General features: G+C 74.7%; 13 protein-coding genes and 1 tRNA gene. 9 read left to right on the top strand and 5 right to left on the bottom strand.

What is annotated here, in order from left to right:
• Nucleotides 1–217 precede the first annotated feature (217 nt).
• Both L7D48_RS04840 and L7D48_RS04835 read left to right on the top strand, forming a co-directional pair.
• Complete coding sequence (locus L7D48_RS04840; protein ID WP_237877624.1) at nucleotides 218–1,714, top strand: glutamate--cysteine ligase; 1,497 nt, start codon at nucleotides 218–220, stop codon at nucleotides 1,712–1,714.
• 241 nt (nucleotides 1,715–1,955) lie between these two features.
• Nucleotides 1,956–2,729: a CPBP family intramembrane glutamic endopeptidase gene (locus L7D48_RS04835; RefSeq protein WP_237877640.1), complete on the top strand. Its 774-nt coding sequence runs from the start codon at nucleotides 1,956–1,958 to the stop codon at nucleotides 2,727–2,729.
• A gap of 72 nt (nucleotides 2,730–2,801) precedes the next feature.
• Here the strand turns inward: L7D48_RS04835 and L7D48_RS04830 are convergent, their stop codons facing one another.
• Nucleotides 2,802–3,632 carry a PhzF family phenazine biosynthesis protein gene (locus L7D48_RS04830; RefSeq protein ID WP_237877623.1) on the bottom strand — a complete coding sequence of 277 codons (831 nt, stop codon included), beginning with the start codon at nucleotides 3,630–3,632 and terminating at the stop codon, nucleotides 2,802–2,804.
• Nucleotides 3,633–3,925: 293 nt separating this feature from the next.
• On the opposite strand from L7D48_RS04830, the gene selA reads away from it, so the two are divergent.
• From selA to L7D48_RS04805, 5 genes are all read left to right on the top strand, one after another.
• Complete coding sequence (selA, locus tag L7D48_RS04825) at nucleotides 3,926–5,332, top strand: L-seryl-tRNA(Sec) selenium transferase (protein WP_237877622.1); 1,407 nt, start codon at nucleotides 3,926–3,928, stop codon at nucleotides 5,330–5,332.
• An 8-nt stretch (nucleotides 5,333–5,340) separates the two neighbouring features.
• Nucleotides 5,341–7,161, top strand: coding sequence for a selenocysteine-specific translation elongation factor (locus tag L7D48_RS04820; RefSeq protein ID WP_237877639.1), 1,821 nt, complete (start codon nucleotides 5,341–5,343; stop codon nucleotides 7,159–7,161).
• Nucleotides 7,162–7,235: 74 nt separating this feature from the next.
• Nucleotides 7,236–7,685, top strand: coding sequence for a hypothetical protein (locus tag L7D48_RS04815; protein ID WP_237877621.1), 450 nt, complete (start codon nucleotides 7,236–7,238; stop codon nucleotides 7,683–7,685).
• Between the two features lie 99 nt (nucleotides 7,686–7,784).
• On the top strand, nucleotides 7,785–8,345 hold the full coding sequence (locus L7D48_RS04810) for a DoxX family protein (protein WP_256462448.1): 561 nt from the start codon (nucleotides 7,785–7,787) through the stop codon (nucleotides 8,343–8,345).
• A gap of 111 nt (nucleotides 8,346–8,456) precedes the next feature.
• Nucleotides 8,457–9,080, top strand: coding sequence for a hypothetical protein (locus L7D48_RS04805; protein WP_237877620.1), 624 nt, complete (start codon nucleotides 8,457–8,459; stop codon nucleotides 9,078–9,080).
• A 45-nt stretch (nucleotides 9,081–9,125) separates the two neighbouring features.
• Here L7D48_RS04805 and L7D48_RS04800 read toward each other — a convergent pair.
• Nucleotides 9,126–9,218 (bottom strand) — tRNA-Sec (locus L7D48_RS04800).
• Between the two features lie 148 nt (nucleotides 9,219–9,366).
• On the opposite strand from L7D48_RS04800, the gene selD reads away from it, so the two are divergent.
• The gene (gene selD, locus L7D48_RS04795; RefSeq protein ID WP_237877619.1) at nucleotides 9,367–10,422 is read left to right on the top strand and encodes a selenide, water dikinase SelD; all 1,056 of its coding nucleotides are present in this window, start codon (nucleotides 9,367–9,369) and stop codon (nucleotides 10,420–10,422) included.
• A gap of 86 nt (nucleotides 10,423–10,508) precedes the next feature.
• Here the strand turns inward: selD and fdh are convergent, their stop codons facing one another.
• From fdh to L7D48_RS04780, 3 genes are all read right to left on the bottom strand, one after another.
• Nucleotides 10,509–13,793 carry a formate dehydrogenase gene (fdh, locus tag L7D48_RS04790; protein ID WP_237877618.1) on the bottom strand — a complete coding sequence of 1,095 codons (3,285 nt, stop codon included), beginning with the start codon at nucleotides 13,791–13,793 and terminating at the stop codon, nucleotides 10,509–10,511.
• 134 nt (nucleotides 13,794–13,927) lie between these two features.
• Nucleotides 13,928–15,064 (bottom strand): NrfD/PsrC family molybdoenzyme membrane anchor subunit, encoded by a 1,137-nt coding sequence (gene nrfD, locus L7D48_RS04785; RefSeq protein ID WP_308312219.1) that lies wholly within the window; start codon nucleotides 15,062–15,064, stop codon nucleotides 13,928–13,930.
• Complete coding sequence (locus L7D48_RS04780; protein ID WP_237877617.1) at nucleotides 15,061–16,119, bottom strand: 4Fe-4S dicluster domain-containing protein; 1,059 nt, start codon at nucleotides 16,117–16,119, stop codon at nucleotides 15,061–15,063. The genes nrfD and L7D48_RS04780 overlap by 4 nt, the downstream gene beginning before the upstream one ends.
• Before the next feature lie 201 nt (nucleotides 16,120–16,320).
• Here L7D48_RS04780 and L7D48_RS04775 point away from each other — a divergent pair.
• Nucleotides 16,321–16,843 (top strand): Clp protease N-terminal domain-containing protein (locus tag L7D48_RS04775; protein ID WP_374491106.1); only part of this gene is annotated, 523 nt, incomplete at its 3' end.

Raw genomic sequence — 16,843 nt, 5'->3', positions numbered from 1 at the left:
CATTCGCTATTCCCCGCGGACGAGGTCCGCGGGCCCGATGTCGGCGGGCGGATGTCAGCGAGCCGAGGGCGGTGAGGTATCTCTGGCGTATGACATGGGAATGTGCCCCGCGAAAGCCTGAGTCCAGCTTACCGGACCCTCACTGTCGCATGAGGCGTTATCTCTCGCATCCGCGGGGCATCATCCGGTCACGGTTCACTCGAGGAGGGACACATCGATGGGCGAGAAGGTCGAGGCCGGCGGGTTCGCCCTGTCCGACCGCCGACGGTACCGGGACAAGCTCCAGCGGTGTCTCCAGGGGCTGCGGCGGCTGCTGGACGAGCAGCGCTTCGACCGTCCCCGCGATCTCATGGGGCTGGAGATCGAGCTGAACCTCGCGGACGCCGAGGGTATGCCGCGGATGATGAACGCCCAGGTGCTGGAGCGCATAGCGAGCCGGGATTTCCAGACGGAATTGGGGCAGTTCAATCTCGAGGTGAACATCCTTCCGCACCGGCTGTCCGGGCGGGTGCTGGACCAGCTCGCCGAGGAGCTGCGCACCGGTCTGGCCTATGCCGACCGCAAAGCCGCCGAGGTCGACGCGCGTATTGTGATGATCGGTATTCTGCCGACTCTCACGGGAGACGACCTGGTGTCGGCGAACCTCACCGCCGCGGACCGCTACACCCTGCTGAACGACCAGATCATGACCGTCCGGGGCGAGGAGGTGGTCCTGGACATCGAGGGCGTGGAACATCTGAGGTACGCCTCGTCCTCCATCGCCCCGGAGGCCGCCTGCACCTCCGTGCAGCTCCATCTGCAGGTCACCCCCGGCCGCTTCGCCGACGTGTGGAACGCCGCCCAGGCCGTCTCGGCCGTCCAGGTCGCCGTGGGCGCCAACTCCCCCTTCCTCTTCGGCCGCGAGCTGTGGCGGGAGTCCCGCCCCCCGCTCTTCCTCCAGGCCACCGACACCAGGCAGCCGGAGCTGATCGCCCAGGGGGTGCGGCCGCGGACCTGGTTCGGCGAGCGGTGGATCTCCTCGGCGTACGAGCTGTTCGAGGAGAACAGCCGCTACTTCCCGCCCCTGCTGCCCGTCTGCGAGGACGAGGAACCGCTGGAGGTGCTGGACGCGGGCGGCGTCCCCTCGCTGGCCGAGATGACGCTGCTCAACGGCACGGTCTACCGCTGGAACCGGCCCGTGTACGGCGTCGCCGACGGGGTGCCGCACCTGCGGGTGGAGAACCGGGTACTGCCCGCCGGCCCCACCGTCACCGACGTGCTGGCCAACACCGCCCTCTACTACGGCCTGGTGCGCACGCTGGCCGACGACCCGCGCCCGGTGTGGAGCCGGATGCCGTTCTCCGCCGCCGCCGAGAACTTCGACGCCGCCTGCCGCCACGGCATGGACGCCAGGCTGTGGTGGCCCCGCCCCGGCCGCGGCGGAGAGCTGTCGGCCGTGCCCGTGGACCGGCTGGTGCTGGAGGAACTGCTGCCGATGGCGGCCCGGGGCCTGGACGTCTGGGGCATCGAGCCCGGTGACCGGGACCGCTATCTGTCGGTCATCGAGGAGCGCTGCCGCCGCCGGGTCAACGGGGCGTCCTGGCAGGCCGAGGCCTACCACCGGGCCCTGGACGGCGGACTGGACAGGGAGAAGGCACTGGCGGCGACGGTGCGGCGCTACTGCGAGCTGGTGCGCACCGGGGAGCCGGTGCACGGCTGGCCGGCCGGCCCGTAAGACCTCGGCGGCCCCGGAGCGGCCTGCGGGCCGCACCTGCGGCCCCGCCCCTCCCGCACTCTCCCGGGCCCGCCGCCGGGGCACGGGAGCGGTGGGGCAGGCTGTGTCGTTCCATGTCCGAGACGGACGAACGGCGAAGCGGGAGGCGCGAGTGCGAGCGGGCGTGCGCGACGAGGAAGACGGGCCGGGGCGCGAACGGGAGCGGAGGCCGGGAAGCGGAGGCGGTGCGCCCGAGCGGCGGATGCTGGGCCGCGAGACGCTGCTCGTGCTGGCCCTGTCGCTGGGCGCGAGCGCCGTGTCGGCGCTCATCAGCTTCGTCGGGTCGCTGACCAGACCCGGCGGCCTGAAGGACCAGGCGGCCCGGCTCAACGGCTCGTACGCCCCCGACCGGCCCTGGCTGGACCTGGCCTGGCAGTTGTTCGGCATCGCCACAGCCCTGGTCCCGGTCCTGCTCGTCGCCCACCTCCTGACGCGCGAGGGACCGGACAGGTCCGCCGGTGGCGCCGGAAGCGGACCGGGGCTGGGCGGAATCGGCTTCGACCTGCGCCGCCCCTGGTCCGACCTGGGTCGGGGCGCGGTGGTCGCGGCGGGGATCGGGGGCAGCGGTCTGCTGCTCTACCTGGGCGCGCGGGCGAGCGGCTTCAACCTCACGGTGGTACCCGAATCGCTTCCGGAGGTGTGGTGGAAGATCCCGGTGCTGATCGCCTCGGCGATCCAGAACTCCGTGGTGGAGGAGGTCATCGTCGTCGGCTACCTGCTGCGCAGGCTCGACCGGCTGGGCTGGAGCCCGGCGGCGGCTCTGGCGGCCAGCTCGCTGCTGCGCGGGACGTACCACCTCTACCAGGGGATCGGCGGGTTCGTCGGCAATGTGGTGATGGGCGTGATCTTCGTCTGGCTGTACCGGCGGTGGGGTCGGATCGGGCCGCTGGTCGCCGCGCACGCCCTGATCGACATCGTGGCGTTCGTCGGATACGCGCTGCTGGCGGGCCGGGTGGGCTGGCTGCCCACGGGCTGACGTGACGGCCCGCCCGGCCCGCCTCGGTCCGGTGGCGCGGAGGCGGGCCGGTGCGGAGGCGGGCGCACCGTGTCACGGCCCGGCGAGCAGCTCCCCGTCGATGACGGTCACGGCGTCGCCGGTCAGCAGGGTGCGGTCGCCGCGCACGGTTGTGCGCACCAGGCCGGTGCGGGCCGAAGCCTGGAGACCGGTGAGGGACTCCCGGCCCAGCCGGCCCGACCACAGGGGCGCGAGCGCGGTGTGGGCGCTGCCGGTGACCGGGTCCTCGTCGATGCCGACGGCCGGACCGAAGAAGCGCGACACGTAGTCGTACGCGCCCTGCCTCCCACCGTCGTCCGAGGCCTGGGCGGTGACGATGACACCCCGGTGGCTCAGCCGCGCCACGGCGGCGAGATCGGGGGTCAGGGTGCGGACGGTCTTCTCGTCGGCCAGTTCCACCAGCAGATCGCCGAGGTCGGGACCGGTGTCGTGGGCGGAGAGCACATCGGCGCCCAGGGCCGCGCGGACGTCCTCGCCCACGGGGAGCTCGGTGAGCGGGGCGGTGGGGAAGTCCAGGGTGATCGAGCCGTCGGCGGCCGTCTCGGCGGTGAGGATGCCGCTGCGGGTGGCGAAGCGGATGGTGCCGGCGGCCGCGCCGGCGGAGCGCAGCACATGGGCGGTGGCGAGCGTGGCGTGGCCGCAGAGGTTGACCTCGGTGACCGGGGTGAACCAGCGCAGCGCCCAGTCGGCCTCGGAACTCTCGGGCAGCGGGCGGGCGTAGGCGGTCTCGGAGAGGTTGACCTCGGCGGCGAGTTTCTGGAGCCGGTCGTCACCCGGGAACGGCCCGGAGTCCAGGAGCACGACGGCGGCGGGGTTGCCCGCGAAGGGCCGGTCGGTGAAGGCGTCGACGATACGAATCCTCATGATCGGCAGCCTAGAAGGCCCGGGCGGCACCGGCCACGGCCAATGGCGGTCGGGTGGCCCGGAAGGAGTCCGGACGGTGAGGACTGACCGGACCGGGCGCGGGCACGAGCCGGAACGCGGCGCACGGCGGTGCGGCACCACGGTGCCGGGCCACCGCGCGCCTATCCTGGCCGACGCCCCGCCACGCCGGCAGCCGCCCTCACCCGTCCGCGGCCGCGCCGGACGGACGGCACCGGACCGGTGGCGGACGGCCGGGCCCCTACCCGTACCGCGTCCCAGCAGGAGGCCACCGGATGGACCGCGACACCGCGACGGCGGACGCACGGACGGCGGATGCGCAGAAGGCGGATGCGCAGGCGGCGAAGACGCCTTCGGCCGACGTGCGGCGCCGACTCCCCCGCACGGACGCGGTGCTCGCCGACCCCCGGCTGGCCGGGGCCGCCCGGCGCCTGGGCCGCGCCCTGGTGAAGTCCGAGGTGGTCCGGGCCCTGCAGCGCGCCCGGGCCGGCGAGATCCCCCCGGAGTCCGTCGCCGACACCGCGGCCGGGGCGCTTCCCCCGACGGCCGGAGGACTGCGGCCGGTGGTCAACGCCACCGGCGTCCTGCTCCACACCAACCTGGGCCGGGCCCCGCTGTCGCGGGCCGCCCGGGAGGCGGTGGACGCCGCCTGCGGCCCCACCGACGTGGAACTCGACCTGGCCACCGGCGCCCGCTCCCGGCGCGGGGCCTCCGCCCTGGACGCCCTGCGCGAGGCGGTGCCGCACGCCGAGGCCGCCCATGTGGTGGGCAACGGCGCGGCCGCCCTCGTCCTGGCCGCGACCGCGCTCGCGGCGGGCAGGGAGATCGTCGTCAGCCGGGGCGAGATGGTCGAGATCGGCGACGGCTTCCGCCTGCCCGACCTGCTGGTGTCCACCGGCGCCCGGCTGCGCGAGGTCGGCACCACCAACCGCACCTCGGCCGAGGACTACGCGGCGGCCATCGGCCCGGACACCGGCTTCGTGCTGAAGGTCCACCCCTCCAACTTCCGCATCACCGGCTTCACCCGCTCGGCCTCCGTGGCCGAACTGGCCCGGATCTGCCCTCCCGGCGTCCCCGTCGTCGCCGACATCGGCTCCGGACTGCTGCGCCCCGAACCAGTGCTGCCGAACGAGCCGGACGCGTCCGGCTGGCTGCGTGCGGGCGCGTCCCTGGTCACCGCCAGCGGCGACAAACTGCTCGGCGGCCCGCAGTGCGGCCTGCTCCTGGGCCGGGCCGACCTGGTGCGGCGCCTGGCCCGCCACCCGCTGGCCCGTGCGCTGCGCGTGGACAAGCTGACGCTGGCGGCGCTTCAGGCCACGCTGCGCGGCCCCGCCACTCCCGTCCACACCATGCTCCACGCCGGTGTGGAGGGCCTGCGGGCACGCGCCGAACGCCTCGCCGCCGAACTGCGGGGCGCGGACGTGGAAGCACGCGCCGTGGACAGCGAGGCCGCCGTCGGCGGGGGAGGAGCGCCCGGCGTCACCCTGCCCAGCGCGGCCGTGTCACTGCCCGAGGAGTACGCCGGGCCCCTGCGGACGGGCGAGCCCGCCGTCCTGGGACGGGTGGAGGGCGGGCGGTGCCTGATCGACCTGCGCACCGTCCCGCCGGAGCGGGACGCCGATGTGGCGGAGGCCGTACGGCGGGCGGCCAAGGCCGCCGCGAACGGCCCGGGAGAGGAGTGAGCGCGCACGTGCACGTCATCGCCACCGCCGGTCACGTCGACCACGGCAAGTCCACCCTCGTCCGCGCGCTGACCGGCATGGAGCCCGACCGCTGGGAGGAGGAGCGCCGCCGCGGCCTCACCCTCGACCTGGGCTTCGTGTGGACGTCCCTGCCCGGCGCCGGACGGATCGCCTTCGTCGACGTGCCAGGCCACGAGAGGCTGGTCGGCAACATGCTGGCCGGAGTCGGGCCCGTACCGGCCGTCCTGGTCGCCGTCGCCGCCGACCAGGGCTGGCAGCCGCAGTCCGAGGAGCATCTGGCCGTCCTGGACGCGCTGCGGGTGCGGCACGGCGTGCTCGCCGTCACCCGTGCCGATCTCGCCGACCCCGGCCCGGTCCGCGACGACGCGCTCGCCAGGATCGCCGAGACCTCGCTGGGGAAGGTCGAGGCCGTGCCCGTCAGCGCCGTCACCGGAGCGGGACTGGAGGAGCTGCGCGCCGCCCTGGTCCGGCTGGCCGCCGCGCTGCCCGAGCCCGACCGGGCCGCCGACGTACGGCTGTGGGTGGACCGTTCCTTCACCGTGCGCGGCCGCGGCACCGTGGTGACCGGAACGCTCGCCGCGGGCACGATCCGCACCGGCGACCGCCTCGCCCTCGCCTCCGGCGGCGGCCGGGCGGTGGTCCGTGTGCGCGGGCTGCAGTCCCTCAAGGAGGACCGCGACGAGGTGGGCGCGGTCTCCCGCGTCGCGGTCAACGTGCACGGCGCCGGAGCCGACGCGCTGCGGCGCGGCGACGCCCTGCTCACCCCCGGCCGCTGGATCGCCACCGATCTGCTGGACGTACGGCTGCACGGCGACCCGGCGGCCGACCTGCCCCGGCACCTGGTGCTGCACGCCGGCTCCGCCGCCGTCCCCGCCACCGTACGGCCGCTGGGGGAGGACACCGCCCGCCTGGCCCTCGAGCGCCCGCTGCCGCTGAGGGTGGGCGACACGGCGCTGCTGCGGGATCCCGGGCGGCACCGGATCCCCGCCGGGATCACCGTGCTCGACGTCCGCCCGCCCCGGCTGGAGCGGCGCGGCGCGGGGCGGGCCAGGGCGCGCGAGCTGGAGACGGTGGCCGGCACCCCGGACGGCACCTCGGACGGCAGGGCCCAGGTGCGGCGCCGGGGACTGGTACGGCGCACCGAGCTGTGGGCGATGGGGGTGCGGCCCCCCTACGAACCCGTCGCCGGGGACTGGCTCGCCGACCCCGACCACTGGGCAGGGCTGCGGCGCGCACTGGTGCGGGCCGTGGAGGAGCACGCCGCCCGGCACCCGATGGACCCGGGGCTGCCCGCCGAGGCCGCCCGCCGCGCCCTCGGCCTGCCCGAACGCGCCCTCGTACGGGCTCTGGTGGACGCCGAGCCCCGGCCGTCCCTGGAGCACCGCGACGGCCGGGTCTACGGCAGCGCCGCACGCCCCCAGCTGCCGCCCCGGGTGCGCAGGGCGGTGGACGCCGTGCGCACCGAACTGCGCGCCGCGCCCTTCCGCGCCCCGGAGGCGCACCGGCTGGCGGAGCTCGGCCTCGACCCGAACGCGATCGCCGCGGCCGCCGCCGCGGGCGAGCTGCTCCGGATCGGCGACGGGATCGTGCTGCTGCCCGGCGCCGACGACCGGGCCGCCGCACTGCTGGCCCGGCTGGAGCAGCCCTTCACCACCAGTGAGGCGCGCCGTGCCCTGGACACCACGCGCCGCGTCGTGATCCCCCTGCTGGAGCACCTGGACACACGCGGTCTGACGGCTCGCCTGGACAACACCAGGCGGCGCTGCGAACGCCCCTTCGGACGGGCGGCCGGCGCACCGGACGGCTGACGCGCCGTCCCGCCGGCCGCACCGGCCCACTACGCTCCCTGCGCGAAGCGTCAGTGCGAGGAGGGGGCTTGCCGATGTCCGACCACCACTTCGGCGACCAGCGCGACGACCAGCCCGGCGACCGGCCCGTCGACGCGATCGGCGCGCGGACCGGCACACGTGCGCGCGGGCTCATCAACGACGGGGACCCGCGCGTGGCGGCCGTCGAACGGCAACTGGGCCCGGAACTGGTCGAGCCGCTCCCCCCGGAGCGGCTGCGCTACCTCGCGGCCCTGGCCGTCGCCGTGTGCGACGAGCACGCCGACCGGGGTGACCGCGGCGCCGACGACCGGCCCGCACGGCGCGAGGAGCGCGGCGGGCGCGGGGAGCGCACCCGTTCGGCCCATGCGGAGCGCAGCCGTGCCACCCGCGCGCTCGCGGGTGTCCTGGCAGGGGTGTTCCTGCTCCTGCTGCTGGTCCTGGCCGCCTCGGTGGTCGCCGCGGTGGCCGCCGCCGTCATCGCCCTGTGGCGCGCGGTGCTCTGAACCCGGGCAGCGGCTGCCCCGAACGGGCCCGGGAAGTGGTGGGAGCGCGGGGGAGCGGTGAGGCTGGGGAGGCGACCGAACCCCGAAGAGGTGATTCTCATGCCCGTGCCCCCGATCGACCGCGGCGACCTGGGACTGCTCGTCCTCAGGGCGGGCACGGGCGGTGTCCTGTTCGCGCACGGCGCCCAGAAGCTCTTCGGCTGGTTCGGCGGACACGGCCTGGAGGGCACCCGGGAGGCGATGGAGTACATGGGGTTCACGCCCGGCAGGACGAGCGCGCTCGCCGCCGGGCTGGCCGAGGCCGGCGGCGGTGTGCTGCTGGCGCTGGGCCTGGCCACGCCGGCCGCGGGAGCGGCGGTCGCGGGGACCATGACGGGGGCGGTGTCGGTCCACGCCCCGGCGGGCTTCTTCGTCACCGAGGGCGGCTACGAGTACCCGGCCTTCCTGGGGTTCGTCGCCACCTGTCTGAGCGTCACCGGCCCCGGGCGCCACTCCCTGGACCACGCGCTGGGCCACCGCCTCAACCGCCCCTGGGTGATGGCGGCCGCCTTCGCGGCGAGCACCGCGGCCGCCGCCGTCGTCCTGCGCCGCAGGGCGGGCGCGCTCGGCAGCGGACCGGAGCAGGCGACGCCCCCCGGCGCGGGCCCCGTTCCGGACTGACGACGCCGCGGCCGCTCCCGGGCGGGCGTCCGGCACCGGGCGCAAAGGGCCGTTGTCAGTGGCATGGGGGATGCTCGGTGGTCCGTATCACCAAAGGGGGAGCATTCTTCGATGACGATCCATGTGGCCGGCCGCCGCCGTACGCCCGCCTCGCTGGCCAGGGCGTTCCCCGGAGCGGAGGTCGTCGACGTGACCTCCCGGGCGGAGGAGCCCTGGGTGCGGCTGAGCCCCTTCTTCCCGCACGGCGGCATACCGGTGCCCTTCTCCGGCGGTCTGACGGGCCGGTCGGTGGAGGGCGTCTGGCAGGCGCTCAAGGTCTTCCGTGGCACCGGCGTCGACCTGTCGAAGCTCGACATCACGACGATGCGCGGGCTGAAGCGGACGGTGCGGCGGTACGGGCCGGTGCTCGGGCACCGCGCAGGTCCGTCGGGGGAGCGGCTGCTGGGCTATGAGGCGGCCCGCCGCCTCATCTATCTGCCGTCCTACCGGTGGGTTCTGGAGAACCGCGTCGCGGACCTGGTCGAGCGGCTCCGGGAGACGGCCGCGAAGGCGGATGTGGTGCTGCTCGACCACACCACCAACGGCGATGTCGCCGATCCGGCGACCCCGCTCTCCCACGCGGCACTCCTGCGCTCATACATCGAGGGCCGCTGGCCGAGCGAGGAGGAACCACCGGGCGAGGCGCCGGGGCCGGCCGCCGGACCGGAACCGGGGGAGGGCACGCGGACGCGGTGAGCGGCGGCGGAACGGTGGCGGGCCGCCGCTCCGGTGGGCGGCCGGCGGAGGCGGATGGGAATCGAACCCACCTGCCCGAGATCCTCGGGCACCTCGGTTTTGAAGACCGGGAGGGCCACCAGGCACCCTTACGCCTCCATGCCGCCGGGGCACTCGTGCCCGGACGTGGATCATCCAAACGCCGCCGCTCGGGGGGAGTCAATCTCCTCACGCGGCGTTTCGGCCGGTGGCCGCGGGGCAGTCGGTGCCCCGACATCCGGCACGGGGGCGGTGAGAGAGGATCGCGATGTACACCCGGAACGAGACGGAAGGTCACCAGGACGGCGGTGCTGCGGAGACGCCCGTACGGCTGACCCGGTACGCCCACGGCGGCGGCTGCGCCTGCAAGATCCCGCCCGGCGAACTGGAGGAGGCCGTGGCCGGGCTGACAGGGATCCAGCCCACCACCGAGCCCGCCGGTGAACTGCTCGTCGGACTGGACACCGGCGACGACGCGGCCGCAGTGCGCCTGCCCGGGCCGGAGGGCGGCCCCGCCGTCGTCGCCACCGCCGACTTCTTCACCCCCGTGGTGGACGACCCCTACCACTGGGGGCGCATCGCCGCCGCCAACGCGCTGTCGGACGTGTACGCGATGGGCGGCCGTCCCCTGGTGGCGGTGAACCTGCTGGGCTGGCCGCGCGGGAAGCTGCCGTTCGAACTGGCGCGGGAGGTGCTGCGCGGCGGGCTGGAGGTCGCCGCGCGGGCGGGCTGCCATGTCGGCGGCGGCCACAGCGTCGACGACGTCGAGCCCAAGTACGGCATGGCCGTCACCGGGATCGCCGACCCGGACGCACTGCTGCGCAACGACGCCGGGCGGCCGGGGGTGCCGCTGTCGCTGACCAAACCGCTGGGCCTGGGCGTGCTCAACAACCGGCACAAGGCCACCGGCGAGTTCTTCGGACACGCGGTGGAGACCATGGCGGCCCTCAACCGGGACGCGGCGCAGGCGGCCCTGGCGGCCGGCGCGCGGTGCGCCACGGACGTCACCGGCTTCGGCCTGCTGGGCCACCTGTACAAGATGGCGCGCGCCTCGGGGGTGAGCGCCGTGCTGGACTCATCGGCCGTCCCCTACCTGGACGGCGCGCGGGAGGCGGTGCGCGACGGCTACGTCAGCGGCGGCACCCGCCGCAACCTCGAGTGGGTCGCCCCGCACACCGACTTCGGCTCCGCGGACGAGCACACCCGGCTGCTGCTGGCCGACGCCCAGACCTCCGGCGGCCTGCTGGTGGCGGGGGAGATCCCCGGCGCGCCCGTGATCGGAGAGCTGGTCCCGGCGGGGGAGCACGCCCTGGTGGTCCGCTGACGGGGCGCCGCCGAGGCGCGGGCCGGATCCCGCCGGAATCCCGCCGGGGGCGGCACGGAAAGGCGCATGCCGCCCCCGGCGGGCCGTCAGATGTCCCGGCCCGTCTCCTCGGTGATCCCCGACCGCACCTGGTACTCGCGCACCAGGTCCAGCAGCCGCGGCCCGCGCGGCCGCCGCCCCGGCCGGATGTCGCACGCCAGCGCCTTGGTCTCCTGGATGTGCACGTTGGGGTCCAGCGACACGTGGAGCAGCTCGTTCGCCGAGTCCCCGCGCGAGTAGCCGTTGGAACCCCAGTGGTAGGGGAGCCCGACCTGGTGCAGGGTCCGGCCCTGCACGGTGATCGGCGACACCCGGTCGGTCACCATCACCCGGGCCTCGATCGCGGAGCGGGCACTGATCACCGTGGCCCAGCCCATGTGCTCCAGCCCGCGCTCGGCCGCCAGTTCCGGCGAGACCTCGCAGAAGAACTCCGGCTGGAGTTCCGACAGGTACGGCTGCCAGCGGGACATGCCGCCCGCGGTGTGGTGCTCGGTGAGCCGGTAGGTGGTCGCCACGTACGGGAACACCTCCGAGCCCGGCTCCGCGCCGACGGGCTGGTACCGGTTGACCGGGTGCGGTTTCCCCAGCACCCGGACGGGGTTGCGCTGCTGGCGGTAGAGCGGGTTGGTGAACGGCGTCTCCTGCGGTTCGTAGTGCGCCGGCAGCGGCCCGTCCAGCAGGCCGGCCGGCACGTACAGCCAGGCCTTGCCGTCGGCCTGCATGATGAAGGCGTCGGTGCCCGACAGGGCGTCGGGGCCCTCGGCGTCCTCGGCCGGTACGTGGTCCGGGCGACGCTCCTTGGGGAAGTCCGGGACGTCGTGCCCGGTCCACTGCCCCTTCTCCTCGTCCCACCACACCAGCGCCTTGCGCTCGCTCCACGGCCTGCCCTCGGGATCCGCCGACGCCCGGTTGTACAGGATCCGGCGGTTCGCGGGCCAGGCCCAGCCCCACTCGGGGGCCACCCAGTTCTGCCGCTCTCCCGGTTTGCGGCGCGCAGCCTGGTTGACGCCGTCGGCGTAGACGCCGCAGTAGATCCAGCAGCCGCACGCCGTCGAGCCGTCCCCCTTGAGCTGGGTGTAGGAGGACAGCGGCCTGCCCTCGGCGTCGAAGCCGTTGATCTCGGCGAGGACGGCCTCGGCGTCCGGTTCGGCACTGTCGCCGTGGACCGGGTAGTCCCAGGCCAGGTCCAGGACCGGACGGTCCCTGTCGTCGGTGGAGCCGGCCAGCTTCTCCCGGATGATCCGCCCGAGGTGGTACATGAACCACAGGTCGCTGCGCGCGTCCCCGGACGGCTCCACCGCCTTGTGGCGCCACTGGAGCATCCGCTGGGTGTTGGTGAAGCTGCCGTCCTTCTCGGTGTGCGTGGCCGCGGGCAGGAAGAACACCTCGGTGCGGATGTCCTCGGTGCGCAGCTCGCCCGACTCGATCTCGGGGCCGTCCTTCCACCAGGTGGCGCTCTCGATCAGGGAGAGGTCACGCACCACCAGCCAGTCCAGGTTCGCCATGCCCAGACGCTGCATCCGGCCGTTGGCGGAGCCGACGGAGGGATTCTCGCCCATCAGGAAGTAGCCCTTGCAGACCCCGTCCAGCTGGTTCTGCACGGTGGTGTAGGTGTCGTGCGAGCCGGTCAGGCGCGGCAGGTAGTCGAAGCAGAAGTCGTTCTCCTGTGTGGCGGCCGGCCCCCAGTACGCCTTGAGCAGGCTCACCAGGTAGTCGCGCATGTTGCCCCAGTAGCCCCGCTTGCCCGCCTCGGCGTCGACGAAGGTGTCCAGGTCGGTGCCGGTGTGGGCGTGCGGCATGGGGATGTAGCCGGGCAGCAGGTTGAACAGCGTCGGGATGTCGGTCGATCCCTGGATCGAGGCGTGCCCGCGCAGGGCGAGGATTCCGCCGCCCGGGCGCCCGATGTTGCCCAGCAGGGTCTGGAGGATCGCCGCGGTCCGGATGTACTGCACGCCGACCGTGTGCTGGGTCCAGCCGACGGCGTAGGCGAGCGCCGTGGTGCGGTCCCGGCCGGAGTTCTCGGTGATCAGCTCGCAGACCCGGAGGAAGGTGTCGCGCGGTACGCCGCAGACCTCCTCCACCAGCTCGGGCGTGTACCGGGCGAAGTGCCGCTTGAGCACCTGGAAGACGCACCGCGGGTCGCTGAGCGTCTCGTCCCGCCGGGGCTTGCCCTCTCCCAGGTCGGCACCGCCGGAGCCGTGGGACTCGCCGCGGGCCTCCTCGGAGAGCTCGTCGACGCTCTCGTCGGAGGACGCCCCGTTCCCTCCGCCGGTGTCCGGATAGCTCTGCTCCCGGTGCCCCGAGGCAGCCTGCGCCCGCATCCCCTCGTACTGCCAGGTGCTCGCGTCGTACGTGCGGTGCTCCGAGTCCAGTCCGGAGAAGACGCCGTCGAGGTCCTCGGTGTCACGGAAGTCCTCGCGCAGGATCACCGGTGCGTTGGTGTAGGCCAGCAGGTAGTCGCGGAAGTACTTCTCCTCGCTCAGGACGTGGTTGACGATCGCGCCGAGGAACGCGATGTCACTGCCCGCGCGCAGCGGCACATGGACGTCGGACAGCGCGCTGGTGCGGGTGAACCGCGGGTCGACGTGGATCACCTTCGCGCCCCGGGCCTTGGCCTTCATCACCCACTGGAACCCGACCGGGTGGCACTCGGCCATGTTCGAGCCCTGGATGACGATGCAGTCCGAGTTCTGCAGGTCCTGCTGGAAGGTGGTCGCGCCGCCGCGGCCGAACGAGGTCCCCAGACTGGGGACCGTGGAGGAGTGTCAAATACGTGCCTGGTTCTCGATCTGTACGGCGCCCAGCGCCGTGAACAGCTTCTTGATCAGGTAGTTCTCCTCATTGTCGAGCGTGGCGCCGCCCAGGCTCGCGAAGCCCATGGTGCGCCGCACCCGCTTGCCGTCGTGCTCCTCCTCCCAGCCCGACCGGCGCGACTCGATCACCCGGTCGGCGATCATGTCCATCGCCGTGTCCAGGTCCAGCCGCTCCCACTCGGTGCCGTACGGCCGCCGGTAGAGCACCTGCTGGACACGGGCCGAGCCGGTGGTCAGCTGGAGGCTGGCGGCGCCCTTGGGGCACAGACGCCCCCGCGAGACCGGGGAGTCGGGGTCCCCCTCGATCTGGGTGACCTTCCCGTCCTCGACGTAGACGTTCTGACCGCAGCCGACCGCGCAGTAGGGGCACACGGACTTCACCACCCTGTCGGCGGTCTCCACCCGCGGCGTCAGGTTGGCGGTGTGCTCGCTGCTCGCCGCGGCACCGCGGCCCAGCGGGTCGTCACCGGTGAACTGCCGGTAGACCGGCCAGGAGTTGATCCAGGTTCGGATGCCCACGAATGCCGTCCTCGCTGAACTCGTGCCACTGGTCTGCTGTGCGACCGCCCGTGCCGCCCCCGTCGGGGGACGGCACGGGCCACCCTGTCACCGCTTCCCCGGGGTACCCGGGGCCGCGCCCGCCAAACCGGCGTTCACCCCGCCGATCCGCCGTCCCCGCTGCCCGTGCCGTTCCCGCTGCCCGTGCCGTCCGCGCCGCCGCCGGCGTGCTCGCGGCGGCGCTCCCGGGCCCTGGCCCGCAGCCGTTCGCGCTGGGGCACGACCGTGTACTTCGGATCCTCGGCGGACGCCACGCCCGCGGTGAAGACGCCGAACCGCAGGGCCGCGGAACCGGCCAGCAGGGCGACGCCCGAGAGTGCCGCGGCCGTCCGGCTGCGCCGTCCGGCCAGCAGCCCGGCGGCCGCGCCGGCCGCGGTGAGCACCTTCGAGGCGCGCATCAGGGCTCCGGGCCTGCCGCGCTCCAGCGGCTCGGCGGCCAGCCCCATGCGGCGGGTCATCACCGCCGTGGCCCCCAGTTCGAGCGCGGCCCCGAAGACGGCGGCCCGGCGGGCCGGGCCGGCCTGCTCCACGGGAGCGGCCAGCATGCCCAGCCCGGCCGCCGCCGCTGCCCCCGAGCCGGTGAAGACGAAGGGCAGTTCGCGGTAGCCCTCGTGCCAGGACGGCACGGCCGTGTCGGCGATCAGCACGGCCGTGTAGGAGGCGACGGCCGGACCCAGCACCGCCGCGCCGGCGGTGGCCGCCGCACCGGAACGCCGGAACAGGCCGGTCGCGTCGGTGACGGCGGACACCCCGGCGAGCGGGCCGTAGGCGGCCAGGAGCCAGGAGCCCATGCTCATGGGCGAGGTGGGCTTGGCGACCCGCAGCATGTTGTAGAAACGCCCCGGGCGGCCCAGATCGTGGATCAGCGCCACCGTGGAGGCGGAGATGGCCCCCAGCGCCCCGATCTTCGCCGACCGGGCCAGGACGCGGCGCCCTGTGGCGTGCGCCCCGGCGGCCAGCAGCGAGGAGCCCCCGGCCAGACCGCCCAGGAAGAGGTAGCCCGCGATGTCGAGGGTCTTCCAGGTGGGCCGGTTGAGGATCGGCATGCCGTAGTACGAGGTGAACTCGGCCTCGGGAACGACCGGCCGCTCCCCGCGCCGGCGCCTGCGGCGGTGCCTGCCGCCGCCCTGGCCGGTCGCGGCCGTCCGGCCGGGGTGCTCGCCGTCCGTCTCCGCTCCGCCGGGGCCGCCGGGGGTGACCGGGCCCGGCACGTTCGGTTCGGGGGTGCTCACCGGCGCCTCCCCGCGAAGCAGGCGGCCACTCCGGCGGCCATCGCCGCTGCCGCGACCGCCGCGTGGCGCCACATCGACGGCAGGTCACGGGTGGTCACCACCGGGTCGGGCGGCATGCCGTAGGTCTCCGGTTCGTCCAGCAGCAGGAAGAAGGCGCCGTCACCGCCGACGCCGTCCTCTGGGTCCTCGCCGTACAGCCGGGCGTCGGGTACGCCCGCGGCGTGCAGTTGCGCGACCCGGGCGGCGGCCCGCTCCCGAAGCTCGTCCAGGGGGCCGAACTGGATGGAGTCGGTGGGGCACGCCTTGGCGCAGGCCGGTTCCATCCCCGCGCCCAGCCGGTCGTAGCACAGGGTGCACTTCCAGGCGCGGCCGTCGTCCTTGCGCTGGTCGATCACCCCGTAGGGGCAGGCCGGGACGCAGTAGCCGCAGCCGTTGCAGATGTCCTCCTGGACGACGACGGTGCCGAACTCGGTGCGGAACAGCGAGCCCGTGGGGCACACGTCCAGGCAGGCCGCGTGGGTGCAGTGCTTGCACACGTCCGAGGCCATCAGCCAGCGCAGCTCGGTGCGCCCGTCGGGTGCGATCGGGGAGATCTCGCCGGTGGGGGCGCCCGGACCGTCCCCGGCCTGGGCGCCGGGGCCGGGGGCCGTGGCGCCCAGGCGTCCGGCGGCGGCGAAGACGTCGAAGTCGCCCATGTCCTCCGTGCCGCCGGCGCCGGCCGCGGGGCCGTGCGCCACACCCGGTTCCTGGCTCCCCAGGGGCTTGCGCTGCTCGATGAAGGCCACATGCCGCCAGGTGGAGGCGCTCAGGCCCTGGGAGTTGTCGTAGGACATGCCGGTCAGCTCCAGGCCGTCCTCGGGCACGGCGTTCCACTCCTTGCACGCCACCTCGCAGGCCTTGCAGCCGATGCAGACCGAGGTGTCGGTGAAGAAGCCCACGCGCTGCGGGTGGTCGCGGTGGCCCGCGGCACCCGCCACGTCCGGCTGTGCGCCGTGGAGCAGTCCCCCCGAAGTGGACGGCCCGGTGTCCCCGGCCTGTGCGGCGGTGTCGGTCATGGAGCCCCTGTCTCCCTTCCAGTGCACCTGTCGGCGGCTGTGCTGTCCACGAGTCCCCGGGAGAGGGCCGGGCGAAACGGGGCCGTCCGTTCCTCCGTCCGGAGAAGGAGGCGGCGGGCCGCGCACCCCGTCCCCGGGAGGACACGCGAATGGGCCGCGGCGCGGATGCCCGGGCGCAGGCGGGGTGATGGGGTGGGGAGCGTGCACAGTCATACGTCCCGCCAGGGCATCGCCGGGCGGGGGCCGAAGGTCTGCGCCGCGCTCGGCCCGGGGCCGGCGGCGGCGCTGTCGAGCGCGCGCCGCCGCGCCGTGCGGGACGGGGACCGGCAGGTCGACACCGCCCATCTGCTGCACGGTCTGGTCGAGTCGGACCCGGCCGTACGCGCGGCTCTCGGCGGTACGGCGCGCCTGACGCGCATCCTCGGCTATCTGGCGCAGCGCAGCATCGGCTACGGGCTGCGCTGGCGGCGGACCGTCGAAGGCGCGGCGGGCGCGGCGGGTACGGCTACGGCCCAGGAGACCCCGGCCGCCGCCTCGGCCGGGGCCCTCGGCTGGTCCCCCGCCGCCACGGCGGCCCTGGAGGACGCGCTCCGGCGGGCACGGGCACGAGGCGGAGTGCGGGTGGAGGGCACGGACCTGCTGGACGCCCTGTTCGCCGATCCGTGCTGCCGGGCGGTGGAGGTGCTGCGCCGCGCGGGCGCCGCCCCCGCCGCGGCCCCGCTCC

It is taken from the genome of Streptomyces sp. ICN903, assembly GCF_022015835.1.
Classification (GTDB): domain Bacteria; phylum Actinomycetota; class Actinomycetes; order Streptomycetales; family Streptomycetaceae; genus Streptomyces; species Streptomyces fenghuangensis.
Note: the sequence above shows the minus strand (reverse complement) of the source record. Positions and strands in the feature narration are given on the sequence as shown.

What these genes read in the sequence shown, in the direction of transcription:
- selD (WP_237877619.1), top strand. Translation starts at nt 9,367, where the DNA reads ATGTACACCCGGAACGAGACGGAAGGTCACCAGGACGGCGGTGCTGCG.
- L7D48_RS04780 (WP_237877617.1), bottom strand. Translation starts at nt 16,119, where the DNA reads ATGACCGACACCGCCGCACAGGCCGGGGACACCGGGCCGTCCACTTCG.
- L7D48_RS04810 (WP_256462448.1), top strand. Translation starts at nt 7,785, where the DNA reads ATGCCCGTGCCCCCGATCGACCGCGGCGACCTGGGACTGCTCGTCCTC.
- L7D48_RS04805 (WP_237877620.1), top strand. Translation starts at nt 8,457, where the DNA reads ATGACGATCCATGTGGCCGGCCGCCGCCGTACGCCCGCCTCGCTGGCC.
- L7D48_RS04835 (WP_237877640.1), top strand. Translation starts at nt 1,956, where the DNA reads ATGCTGGGCCGCGAGACGCTGCTCGTGCTGGCCCTGTCGCTGGGCGCG.
- L7D48_RS04815 (WP_237877621.1), top strand. Translation starts at nt 7,236, where the DNA reads ATGTCCGACCACCACTTCGGCGACCAGCGCGACGACCAGCCCGGCGAC.
- selA (WP_237877622.1), top strand. Translation starts at nt 3,926, where the DNA reads ATGGACCGCGACACCGCGACGGCGGACGCACGGACGGCGGATGCGCAG.
- L7D48_RS04830 (WP_237877623.1), bottom strand. Translation starts at nt 3,632, where the DNA reads ATGAGGATTCGTATCGTCGACGCCTTCACCGACCGGCCCTTCGCGGGC.
- L7D48_RS04840 (WP_237877624.1), top strand. Translation starts at nt 218, where the DNA reads ATGGGCGAGAAGGTCGAGGCCGGCGGGTTCGCCCTGTCCGACCGCCGA.